The 9798-nt window shown below is 58.2% G+C and carries 15 protein-coding genes; 4 read left to right on the forward strand and 11 right to left on the reverse strand.

Annotation, left to right across the window (positions count from 1 at the left end; all coding sequences use genetic code 11):
- Positions 1–18: 18 nt before the first annotated feature.
- Positions 19–702: a DUF1045 domain-containing protein gene (locus tag ACR0DL_RS20340; protein ID WP_480690995.1), complete on the forward strand. Its 684-nt coding sequence runs from the start codon at positions 19–21 to the stop codon at positions 700–702.
- Here ACR0DL_RS20340 and phnN read toward each other — a convergent pair.
- From phnN to phnG, 9 genes are read right to left on the reverse strand one after another with little or no spacing between them, the layout of a single operon-like run.
- The gene (phnN, locus tag ACR0DL_RS20345; protein WP_480690997.1) at positions 684–1232 is read right to left on the reverse strand and encodes a phosphonate metabolism protein/1,5-bisphosphokinase (PRPP-forming) PhnN; all 549 of its coding nucleotides are present in this window, start codon (positions 1230–1232) and stop codon (positions 684–686) included. The genes ACR0DL_RS20340 and phnN overlap by 19 nt on opposite strands.
- Positions 1229–1912: a phosphonate C-P lyase system protein PhnL gene (phnL, locus tag ACR0DL_RS20350; protein WP_480691000.1), complete on the reverse strand. Its 684-nt coding sequence runs from the start codon at positions 1910–1912 to the stop codon at positions 1229–1231. Before phnL ends, phnN begins: the two co-directional genes overlap by 4 nt.
- 11 nt (positions 1913–1923) lie before the next feature.
- Positions 1924–2694, reverse strand: coding sequence for a phosphonate C-P lyase system protein PhnK (gene phnK, locus ACR0DL_RS20355; RefSeq protein ID WP_480691002.1), 771 nt, complete (start codon positions 2692–2694; stop codon positions 1924–1926).
- A gap of 5 nt (positions 2695–2699) precedes the next feature.
- The gene (locus tag ACR0DL_RS20360; protein ID WP_480691004.1) at positions 2700–3104 is read right to left on the reverse strand and encodes a VOC family protein; all 405 of its coding nucleotides are present in this window, start codon (positions 3102–3104) and stop codon (positions 2700–2702) included.
- Positions 3101–3961: an alpha-D-ribose 1-methylphosphonate 5-phosphate C-P-lyase PhnJ gene (locus ACR0DL_RS20365; protein ID WP_480691006.1), complete on the reverse strand. Its 861-nt coding sequence runs from the start codon at positions 3959–3961 to the stop codon at positions 3101–3103. Before ACR0DL_RS20365 ends, ACR0DL_RS20360 begins: the two co-directional genes overlap by 4 nt.
- Positions 3958–4206: a hypothetical protein gene (locus tag ACR0DL_RS20370; RefSeq protein WP_480691008.1), complete on the reverse strand. Its 249-nt coding sequence runs from the start codon at positions 4204–4206 to the stop codon at positions 3958–3960. Before ACR0DL_RS20370 ends, ACR0DL_RS20365 begins: the two co-directional genes overlap by 4 nt.
- Positions 4203–5294: a carbon-phosphorus lyase complex subunit gene (locus ACR0DL_RS20375; protein WP_170351818.1), complete on the reverse strand. Its 1092-nt coding sequence runs from the start codon at positions 5292–5294 to the stop codon at positions 4203–4205. Before ACR0DL_RS20375 ends, ACR0DL_RS20370 begins: the two co-directional genes overlap by 4 nt.
- A 3-nt stretch (positions 5295–5297) precedes the next feature.
- Positions 5298–5873 (reverse strand): phosphonate C-P lyase system protein PhnH, encoded by a 576-nt coding sequence (phnH, locus tag ACR0DL_RS20380; protein ID WP_480691010.1) that lies wholly within the window; start codon positions 5871–5873, stop codon positions 5298–5300.
- A complete protein-coding gene (phnG, locus tag ACR0DL_RS20385) occupies positions 5873–6331 on the reverse strand; it encodes a phosphonate C-P lyase system protein PhnG (protein WP_480691012.1) in 459 nt (152 codons plus the stop codon). Before phnG ends, phnH begins: the two co-directional genes overlap by 1 nt.
- Positions 6332–6434: 103 nt before the next feature.
- On the opposite strand from phnG, the gene phnF reads away from it, so the two are divergent.
- Together phnF and rpe are read left to right on the forward strand one after the other, a co-directional pair.
- A complete protein-coding gene (phnF, locus tag ACR0DL_RS20390) occupies positions 6435–7145 on the forward strand; it encodes a phosphonate metabolism transcriptional regulator PhnF (RefSeq protein WP_480691014.1) in 711 nt (236 codons plus the stop codon).
- Between the two features lie 292 nt (positions 7146–7437).
- On the forward strand, positions 7438–8124 hold the full coding sequence (gene rpe / locus ACR0DL_RS20395; RefSeq protein WP_170351822.1) for a ribulose-phosphate 3-epimerase: 687 nt from the start codon (positions 7438–7440) through the stop codon (positions 8122–8124).
- Here rpe and ACR0DL_RS20400 read toward each other — a convergent pair.
- A complete protein-coding gene (locus ACR0DL_RS20400; RefSeq protein ID WP_170351823.1) occupies positions 8121–8786 on the reverse strand; it encodes a Crp/Fnr family transcriptional regulator in 666 nt (221 codons plus the stop codon). The genes rpe and ACR0DL_RS20400 overlap by 4 nt on opposite strands.
- Positions 8787–8894: 108 nt before the next feature.
- Positions 8895–9089: a hypothetical protein gene (locus ACR0DL_RS20405; RefSeq protein ID WP_480691016.1), complete on the reverse strand. Its 195-nt coding sequence runs from the start codon at positions 9087–9089 to the stop codon at positions 8895–8897.
- Between the two features lie 214 nt (positions 9090–9303).
- Here ACR0DL_RS20405 and ACR0DL_RS20410 point away from each other — a divergent pair, with 214 nt between their 5' ends.
- Complete coding sequence (locus ACR0DL_RS20410; protein ID WP_480691018.1) at positions 9304–9645, forward strand: RidA family protein; 342 nt, start codon at positions 9304–9306, stop codon at positions 9643–9645.
- Positions 9646–9798: the final 153 nt, after the last annotated feature.

A 9798-nucleotide genomic window follows, 5' to 3' on the forward strand; every position in this document is an offset into this window, starting at 1 on the left:
CGCGCACAGGAGGCCAACGTGACATTCACGCGATACGCGATCTATTTTATGCCCCCGGCGCGGGCGGAATGGACGAAATTCGCCACCAGCTGGCTGGGCTGGGATATGGAGGTCGGAACGCCCATTGCCCACCCGGTGATAAACGGTGTGGGCGTTGCAGCCGTGACCGAGGTGCCGCGCAAATACGGGCTGCATGCGACGATGAAGCCCCCGTTTCACCTGTGGGATGGGCAGTCGGTTGAAGCGTTGCACGACGCCTGCGCGCGGCTTGCGGCCACGCAGGCCCCAGTCGCCCTGGACGGGCTGCAGATCGCCCGATTGGGTCGGTTTCTGGCTTTGCGTCCGATGGGGGATGAGGTCGCTCTGAACGCGCTGGCTGCCGCCTGTGTGCGTGATCTGGACAGCTTTCGTGCCCCGCCATCGGAGGCCGAACTGCACCGCCGCCGCGCCCATGGCCTGAACGCCCGGCAAGAGGCTAACCTGGTGCAATGGGGTTATCCGCATGTGATGGAGTCTTTCCGTTTTCACATCACCCTCAGCGGTAAATTGGACAAACCCACGTTGTCGACAGTTGAGCGCGCGCTGCAATCGCACCTTGTTCCCCTGCTGCCCGCGCCCTTTCAAATCAATGATCTGGCTTTGGTGGGCGAGGCAAGGGATGGGCGGTTTCACCTGATCCATCGCTACGTCCTTTCCGGCTGAAGCTGATCGAGAATGGCTTCAACCGTAGCCTCCAGCGGCCCGGAGTTGTCAATCTCGATCACCCGTTTCAGCCCCTCGGGCAAAGGCACTTTGGCACACGCCAACCTTCGTGTCTGCTCAGGTGCGCTCTCACGTCCGCGCATCAACAGGCGTTGCGCCAACACTTCGGGATCAGCGGTCAGAGAGATCACGATCAGATCGCCAAACACCTCTTGGGCCTGCAACAAGACAGATCGGGACAGGTTCACCAAAATGGCATCTGCCCTTTGCCGCTGTTTTTCAATGGTGCGGGGTACGCCGTAGAACAATCCATGCGCGGACCAGTGTAGCGCAAAGGCATCCCGCGCAACCATCTGACGAAACTCAGTATCAGACACTCGGTCGAAATCCTCACCCTCTTCGCCCTCGGGTCGCGTGATCACGCGGCGTGCCAAACAAATGCCGATCGCACGGGCCACCAACGCCTGCATCACGCTGTCCTTGCCAACGCCTGACGGGCCCACGACCGCTATGACAGTGGCAAGGCTCATGCGGCCATTCCAGGTGCAAAGTCGGACAGGTCGACCTGGCGATCACAGACGCGCTTGCGTGCGTCGACATCGTGGAAGATGCCGACAATTGCGGCGCCGCGTGCCTTGGCCTGGGTGATCAGCGCCAGAACCGTCTCGCGGTTCTTTGCATCCAGTGAGGCCGTGGGCTCATCCAGCAACAACGCCGGATAGTCATGCACAAAGCCTCGCGCGATATTCACCCGCTGCTGTTCACCGCCGGAAAATGTCGTAGGGCTTAGGGTCCACAAGCGTTCGGGAATGTTCAGCCGCACCAGCAGATTAGCTGCTTTGTCCAGAGCCACTTGCCGGTCAAATCCGATGGCCAACAGCGGTTCGGCCACAACCTCAAGCGTTGGCACTCGTGGGACGACACGCAGGAATTGGCTGACGTATCCCAGCGTTTCGCGGCGCAGGTTCAAAATCTCACGCGGTTCAGCCTGAGCTACGTCGAGCCCACCAACCAGAACCTGACCGGATGCCGCCAGATAGTTGCCATAGATCACCCGCATCAAAGTCGACTTGCCCACCCCCGACGCCCCGGTCAAAGCAACACACTCGCCAGGCAAGACTTTCAGCGAAGCGCCTTCCATCACCGGGATCAGGGCACCGTTCTGATTGTGCAGGGTAAAGCTTTTGCTGACACCTTTAAGTTCGATCATCTCCTTCCCTTTCACACTTGCAGTACGCTTGAAACCAAGAGCTGCGTATAAGCGTGCTGCGGATCGTCCAATACCTGATCGGTCAACCCAGCCTCAACCACGTGGCCGTCCTTCATCACCATCAACCGATCCGCCAGCAGCCGCACCACGGCCAGATCATGGGTGACGATTATGGCGCTCAGCCCCATCTCGCGCACCAGCCCCCGCAGCAAGTCCAGCAAGCGCGCCTGAACCGAGACATCCAGCCCACCGGTCGGTTCATCCATGAAAACCAGCCGAGGCCCCGTCACCAGGTTGCGCGCGATCTGCAAGCGCTGCTGCATCCCACCGGAAAACGCGGTGGGGCGGTCATCAATTCGGTCTGTGTCAATCTCGACTCGCCCCAACCAATCCATGGCATCACCTCGGATCGACCCATAGTGACGCTCACCCACGGCCATCAGCCGTTCGCCTATGTTCCCCCCCGCGCTGACCGACATGCGCAAGCCGTCGCGGGCATGCTGATGGACAAAGGCCCAATCTGTTCGCCCCAGCATCCGGCGTTTGGGTTCCGACATGGTCACAATGTTCACCGGACCATCGGCGCGGGCGTCAAAGATCACCTGCCCTGTATCCGGCTCCAGATGCCCGGCCAGACAGTTCAGCAATGTTGTCTTGCCCGAGCCACTTTCACCGACAACCCCCATAACCTCACCCGGATAGAGATCAAAACTGACGCCAGTACATCCAATCCGCGCGCCATATGTCTTGGTGATGTCCTGAACGCTCAGCAGGGGTGTCATGCTTGTCACCTCGGGTCGTACGCAAATTCGATCCGGTTGCCGCCGGGTTCCCGGATCATGAAATGGATTTTCGGACCCGCGCCGGATGGCTCTGGCGCGAATTCGACCTTAACCCCTGGCCAGTCCTTGATGGCATCGAATACGGTGTTCAGCGCGGCCTCGTCCGGCACTTTGAATGCCACGTGATGCAGTCCCACATTTGCGTGCCGATCGAACCCGCGCCGGTTGTCACCCTTCTGCTGCCACAGTGTCAGCACGGCGGCACCGTTGCTGATAAAAGCCGAGGGGTACTCCGGCTTGCCACCCACCACGTCCCAGCCCAACCCGTCGACAAAGAACCCTTTCGAGGCGTCCAGATCAGCGACCGTCAGGCCAAGGTGATCAATTCCCAATACATTCTGCCGCATCATATCTCGCCATCCTTGCTTAATCGCCCTTGGCTCCCCCGCGCGCGTCGCGTGCGGCAGTAATCCGTGTCGGAACAGACAAACATCCGGTTGCCTGCATCATCCATGATTACCTCGTCCAGATAACTGTCCTCTGCCCCGCACAGGTCGCAGGCATGATCGGCCTTGGTGGGTTCGAACGGGTAATCTTCGAAATCCAGGCTCACCACTTTGGTATGCGGCGGCAGCGCATAGATGCGTTGTTCCCGCCCAGCCCCGAACAGCTGGATCGCGTCCATTTCCAGCTTCGGGTTGTCGAATTTCGGGATCGGCGACGGATCCATTACATAACGCCCCGAGACCTTTACCGGATAGGCATATGCGGTCGAGATCGCACCGTGTTGGCTGATATCCTCGTACAATTTCACATGCATCAGGCCATAGTCCTCAAGACTGTGCATCTTGCGAGTCTCGGTCTCGCGCGGTTCGAGAAAACGCAGGGGTTCAGGGATCGGTACCTGATACACAAGGATCTGATCCTCGGTCAGTTTTGCTTCGGGAATGCGATGGCGTGTCTGGATAACAGTTGCCTTCGCGGTTTCCTCGGTTGTCGCCACCCCTGCGGTGTTTTCAAAGAACTTGCGGATCGAAACGGCGTTGGTGGTGTCATCGGCCCCCTGGTCAATCACTTTGAGCGTATCGTCCGGCGTCAATGTTGCAGCCGATACCTGCACGCCGCCCGTTCCCCAGCCAAAGGGCATGGGCATCTCACGGCTGGCAAAAGGTACCTGATATCCCGGAACAGCCAGAGCCTTGAGGATAGCTCGGCGGATCATCCGCTTGGTCTGCTCGTCCAAATATGCAAAGTTATACTCATTCATTTTGAAGTATCACTTTGTGTTTTGGTATTTTTATGGACGTTTTTGTATGTGGAGCGGTCTTTTTGGCCGTTATGTTTTATCTCATCCTGCATATCCGCCATTCCAGACGGCGGCGAGAATCGATGCTGCGGGACAAGGCCGGTATTTGGAAAGCAATCGGTGCCCCTGACCTTGGCGATCACAGGGTGAAGGACACGGAGTAGGAGCAATAAACCGCTTATCCGCTGTGCGTTGGTCAGGCTCATTCGGCTGCCTCCTGCGGTGTAGTCCTCGCCTCGGCGTCGCGCCGCAGCTTGCGGACCAATTCCAGTTCGGACTGAAAATCCACGTAATGCGGCAGCTTGATATGTTCGAGGAACCCGGTTGCTTGAATGTTGTCAGCATGGCTCAGGACAAATTCCTCGTCCTGCGCGGGAGCACCCAGATTGTCTTCTCCCAATTCCTGCCAGCGCAACGCGCGGTCGACCAAAGCCATGGCGATTGATTTGCGTTCCGACTGGCCAAAGACCAGACCATAACCGCGTGTGAACTGGGGTGGTTCGGTCTTGGAGCCCTTGAACTGGTTCACCGACTCGCATTCGGTCAATTCCACCTCGCCGATTTCGATGGCAAAGCCCAACTCGGGAATATCCATCTCGACCGCGACTTTGCCGATGCGCAATTCGCCGACAAAGGCGTGGTTGCGGGCGTAACCGCGCTGGGTTGAATAGGCCATGCCCAACACAAACCCCTCATCCCCGCGGGCCAGCGATTGCAAGCGCAGGGGGCGTCCGGCCGGAAACTCCATCGGTTGCCGAGTCAGATCAGCCGGAGCGTCGTCACTTGCGGGTTCATCTTGAATGATATCCTCATCCTTCAGAAAGTCGGCGATATGCGGAACCGGGTCTGTGCGTGGCTGACCTTTGGGTGAGGGCGGAACCTCGCCCTCGGCGGCCAGTTTGAAATCCAGCAAACGATGTGTGTAATCAAAGGTCGGACCCAGCACCTGTCCGCCCGGCGCATCCTTGAACGTGGCCGAGATTCGGCGGTCGCAGGCCATACGGTCTGTTTCAACCGGGTTGGTATTCCCGAACCGGGGCAAGGTGGTGCGATAGGCACGGATGAGGAAAATCGCCTCGATCAAATCGCCGCGCGCTTGCTTGATGGCTAGAGCAGCCAGATCGGGGTCGAACAAAGACCCTTCGGCCATTACCCGGTTTACCGCAAGGCTCAGCTGTTCACGAATCTGCGCGATGCTGAGTTCAGCAACATCGGTCGCCCCGCGCCGTTCCTCGGCCAGCCAGGCATGGGCGTTTTCGATGGCCTTCTCACCGCCTTTTACAGCCACATACATCGACTAACCCTCTGCCTTGATCTGCGTGCTCCGCGGCAACGCTGCGACTTTGTCACCGCAGGAGAAGAAAAAATCACATCCCAATGGATACAGCGCCGCATTGGCCCGAAGCGTCGGAATGTCCGGTAGTGACAGACGGGCGACGCCCTTGATCCCCGGCCCCGTCAGCATTGCCCCCGCTTGATTTAGGTCGTCACATTCCACGATCAGCGTCGCTGAACGGTCAGGATACTCAGGCGTTCCAATGCGGAACTGCCCCAAGGGCATCAGCGCTTGCCACGTTCCGATTGCGAAGTCAGCCTGGTCCGCTGTCACAAGCGGCGCGCCGGTGTGAAAGGTCAACCATTGCCGCACCACATCCGTATCAACCTCACCCGCCAAAAACACACTGGTGTCTGGGTCGCAAAGCGTCAGCAGCAACGTCCCCGCCACCACGGACAAGGGCGCGGGTGGGTGAGTGCCGATCATCCGGCGGATCTCACCCGGGCGCGCCATGACCGTCATCGCGGCACGAAAAGCATGGGCCGCTTCAATTGGTGCGTTCTGGAACCCGCCTGAAAATTGGTTTTGCACGGTCATCAGTCTTCACCTCGCACCATCGTAAAAAACTCGACCTTGGTGGCCGCGGCCTTGGCGGCGCGGGTTGTTTTGGCTGTCTGCATCTGTTGACCAAGCGGAGCGATCACCCGCGCACGAACGTCTCCGGCGGCGTCGGTTTGCATCAACGCATCGACCAGCGCCGCTATTTCCGCTTTTCGCTTGGAACGTCCCTGCACATAGCCATGACCAATTGTTCCGTCCTGCAACGCGAGCGAACAGCGCGTGATCGTCATTTCACCCAGATTAAATGGCGCGCCTGTGCCGCCGGTCCGTCCGCGCACCATCACACCTCCTACTTCGGGGTGACGGAGCCATTGAAAGCGCGGAGGCGCGCCGATTTCATCCAACAACGCAATCAGTTCTTCTTCTGGAGCGCGGGCCAGCAAACCCATCCATTCCTGACGCGCAGCATTCCCGGTTTTTGCTTTATCGGTCATCAAACCCCCTTGGCCAGGTTGTCTACATGAACTATACAACTAGACAAATATTACACCCCTCGCGGAGAACCCGCAATCCGCGACCCCGTGAAAGTTTGATGCCATGAGTAAAACGCCTGTCTGGAAGAGCATTGCGCTCAGCCTGACCTCGGACATAGCCGAGGGGCGATACAATACAGGTGACCGGTTGCCGACCGAGGCGCAATTGGCGGCGCAACATGGTGTCAATCGGCATACGGTACGGCGCGCGCTGTCGGACATGGCCGAACAAGGTCTGGTCCGCCCACGGCGCGGGTCAGGCGTTTTTGTGGCCGCGCGCCCGACCGATTATCCAATTGGCAAACGGGTGAGATACCACAAAAGCATATCGGCCAGCGGTAAGATGCCGGGCAAGACGATCCTGTCGTTGACCACCCGCGCGGCAGATGAAACCGAAGCCGAAGCTCTGCAGCTTACCCCCGGAGACACGGTTCACGTGTATGACGGCCTGTCTCTGGCCGATGGCCAGCCCATCGGCCTATTTCAGAGCGTCTTTCCGGCCGATCGTCTGCCCGACATCCTGACTGCGCTGCAAGACACGCGATCCGTGACCAAGGCACTGCAACGCTGCGGCGTCGCAGACTACACCCGTGTGTCTACCCGCCTGACCGCGCGGGCTGCCACGGCGACACAGGCTTTGCATCTGCAACTGTCGCAAGGCGCTCCGGTACTGTTTTCGACGGGGATCAATGCCGATCTAAACGGCGTACCGGTCGAATTCGGGCGCACGGTTTTTGCAGGAGAGCGGGTTACCCTGACCCTGAATAATGATTGAGCACCGGAGGCTCTCGCCCGTCTTCGACCTCCTTGCGGAGGCCTCATCCCGTTGGGCGTAGCGCCGCGCTGCGCGTGGCGCCGGGCCCAAAGCCGCTAGGGGGTATCGGCACAGCCGATGCGCCTGCGGGTGCGGGAGTGGTTCCGCCCTTTGACATGACTGCTCCTATAATGCTCAAGCACTCCTGCAACGCGGTGAAAGTTTTGTAACGTTGGGCAAACCGCGGGGGCTACCCTTTGCAATGCAGCGCAGGTATACGCGACCGCGACTCTTCAGCTGACACGAGGCCACCATGAGCTTTGACCGCACCATCAAGATCGCCCCGTCGATCCTATCCGCCGATTTCGCCAATTTCGGGCAAGAGATTCAGGCGATCGAGGCCCAGGGCGCGGATTGGGTCCATGTCGATGTTATGGATGGCCATTTCGTCCCGAACCTGACCTTTGGCCCACCCGCCGTCAAAGCATTCCGCCCGCACGTTAAAACGGTGATGGATGTCCACCTGATGATAGCGCCGGTTGATCCTTATATTCAAGCTTATGCCGATGCAGGTGCCGATATCCTTACAGCGCATATCGAGGCCGGTCCGCACACCCACCGTACGATGCAAGCCATTCGTGCAGCCGGGATGAAGGCAGGGGTTGCGCTGAATCCCGGCACGCCAGCCGAAGCCGTCGAGCATCTTCTGGACCTGACCGATTTGGTCTGCGTCATGACCGTGAACCCCGGCTTCGGCGGTCAGAAATTCATCGACATGACCAGCAAAGTCCGCAAACTGCGTCAGATGATCGGTGACCGCCCCGTGCATATCGAGATCGACGGCGGTGTTGACCCGAAAACAGCCCCGTTGGTTGCAGCCGCAGGGGCTGACGTGCTGGTCGCAGGATCAGCCGTCTTCAAGGGTGGATCAGTTGAAAGCTCCGGTGTCTATGGCGACAATATTCGCGCCGTAAGGGCTGCCGCAGAATCCGCGGTTTAGGCCATCTGTAATCTGGCGGTTTGCAGAAACCGCGAAATCTCGAGCCCAAGGCTGGCTTCGATTGAAATTGCCAGATCTGGCTGTTTTTGCAGTTCCGCAGTCAGATCGGACATGTTCCATTCGATCACCCGTGACGGTTTAAGGGCTGTCACGGTCACCGGCGCGGTAAAGCCCTGATCTTTGGCCAGAAAGGCCGTCCCGCCAAGGAACCGGCCTTCGCCCAGCGTGTCTACTCGGTCTCCGCTCATCTCAACACCGATTTCCCCATCCACGATAAGCGACAGGCTGTGTACCGGGCTACCTTGCGTTAACAGATTGGTTCCAACCGGAACTGTTTTTGCAACTCCCATTCTCAGCAGGTCATATGCGTCCCGCTCCGAGAAATTGCGCAAAGCGATTTCATAGAGGTGTCTTTGCATATCGGTAAATGGCACCGGGCGTCGTTCCAGCAACAAACGCACAATCCAAAAGATGTTGATACCGGTGAAAAACAGGTTCCACCCGATCGGGGCCCACAGCGGCGCGGGTTGCAGATAGTAATAGGGCAGCAGGATCATCGCGCCAATCACCGACAGAACACGCAGCCAGAAAATATCCCTGACCGAATAAGATATCAGGTAAAAGACATTCGCCGCATTTACCAAAAGGTCCAAACCCACCATGCCCTACCTCATCAGTTTTGCGCGCTGACCGGGGCCAGGCGCGCTTTACAGGTGCATGTTGAGTTTAGCAGTCGCTGTTAGGTGGGCTAGAGCGTTGACTCCGGCTTATTACTTTTTCACCCGGAATCTTTCCGGTTTCTCTGAAAGACAGGTTATGTGGCTTACTTTCTGCTGCGGATGTAGCAAGTGCGATCTGGTGCCCGTCTCAGGATCATCGGCGCTCAGGATTGCGGCTTGCATGTCGCCCAGATCGGTGCTGTGCAGGATACGCGTGCTGTAGTGTACGAACGGAAGTCCAAACATGATTTACCCCAAACTCTGATTTTCTGACACCAACCCCTGCGGGTCTCGCGCCGTTTGCTTCGAGTGCAAACATGGGGTCACTTCTTTGCGTTGAAGTGGAGGTAAAATTAAACCGCCAAAACGACCGCAGATCTTGCCTCGAAAATAGCAATTGCCAAGCAGGTCATCTTGTGACCATGAACAGCCGCATCAAACATCTAAATGAGAATGCCCCATGATTGAACGCATCGACACCGGCGAACGGTCCTCGAAAATCGTAAAACACAACGGCGTGGCCTACCTGACCGGACAAGTCGCCGAGGGTGACACTATTCAGGAACAAGTCCGAATTTGCCTCGAAAAAATCGATGCCCTGCTCGTACAAGCCGGGTCATCACGTGAAAATATGTTGCGTGTTACGATCTGGCTGGCCGATATGAAGGACTTTGCCGGATTGAACGAGGTCTGGAATGCCTGGGTTCCCATAGGTCACGCACCGGCCCGCGCCTGCGGGGAAGCCAAGCTGGCACGCCCCGAACTGAAAGTGGAATTTATCGTGGATGCTGCTTACGATTAAGCCTTCGGCAAAGGCAGTTTGCGCGCCTAGGAACTGATAAATCCAAACAAAAAAAGGGCGCCCCAAGGGACGCCCTTTCTTTGAGTATTGGCTTAAGCGCCTTACTCGATGATTTTCGACACAACGCCGGCGCCGACGGTGCGGCCGCCTTCG

The organism is Ruegeria sp. BB5 (assembly GCF_056539405.1).

Excerpts from the sequence above, each read along its gene's own strand:
- phnN (WP_480690997.1), bottom strand. The coding sequence starts at position 1,232 with ATGAGCCTTGCCACTGTCATAGCGGTCGTGGGCCCGTCAGGCGTTGGC.
- phnL (WP_480691000.1), bottom strand. The coding sequence starts at position 1,912 with ATGATCGAACTTAAAGGTGTCAGCAAAAGCTTTACCCTGCACAATCAG.
- phnK (WP_480691002.1), bottom strand. The coding sequence starts at position 2,694 with ATGACACCCCTGCTGAGCGTTCAGGACATCACCAAGACATATGGCGCG.
- ACR0DL_RS20360 (WP_480691004.1), bottom strand. The coding sequence starts at position 3,104 with ATGATGCGGCAGAATGTATTGGGAATTGATCACCTTGGCCTGACGGTC.
- ACR0DL_RS20365 (WP_480691006.1), bottom strand. The coding sequence starts at position 3,961 with ATGAATGAGTATAACTTTGCATATTTGGACGAGCAGACCAAGCGGATG.
- ACR0DL_RS20370 (WP_480691008.1), bottom strand. The coding sequence starts at position 4,206 with ATGAGCCTGACCAACGCACAGCGGATAAGCGGTTTATTGCTCCTACTC.
- ACR0DL_RS20375 (WP_170351818.1), bottom strand. The coding sequence starts at position 5,294 with ATGTATGTGGCTGTAAAAGGCGGTGAGAAGGCCATCGAAAACGCCCAT.
- phnH (WP_480691010.1), bottom strand. The coding sequence starts at position 5,873 with ATGACCGTGCAAAACCAATTTTCAGGCGGGTTCCAGAACGCACCAATT.
- phnG (WP_480691012.1), bottom strand. The coding sequence starts at position 6,331 with ATGACCGATAAAGCAAAAACCGGGAATGCTGCGCGTCAGGAATGGATG.
- phnF (WP_480691014.1), top strand. The coding sequence starts at position 6,435 with ATGAGTAAAACGCCTGTCTGGAAGAGCATTGCGCTCAGCCTGACCTCG.
- rpe (WP_170351822.1), top strand. The coding sequence starts at position 7,438 with ATGAGCTTTGACCGCACCATCAAGATCGCCCCGTCGATCCTATCCGCC.
- ACR0DL_RS20400 (WP_170351823.1), bottom strand. The coding sequence starts at position 8,786 with ATGGTGGGTTTGGACCTTTTGGTAAATGCGGCGAATGTCTTTTACCTG.
- ACR0DL_RS20405 (WP_480691016.1), bottom strand. The coding sequence starts at position 9,089 with ATGTTTGGACTTCCGTTCGTACACTACAGCACGCGTATCCTGCACAGC.
- ACR0DL_RS20410 (WP_480691018.1), top strand. The coding sequence starts at position 9,304 with ATGATTGAACGCATCGACACCGGCGAACGGTCCTCGAAAATCGTAAAA.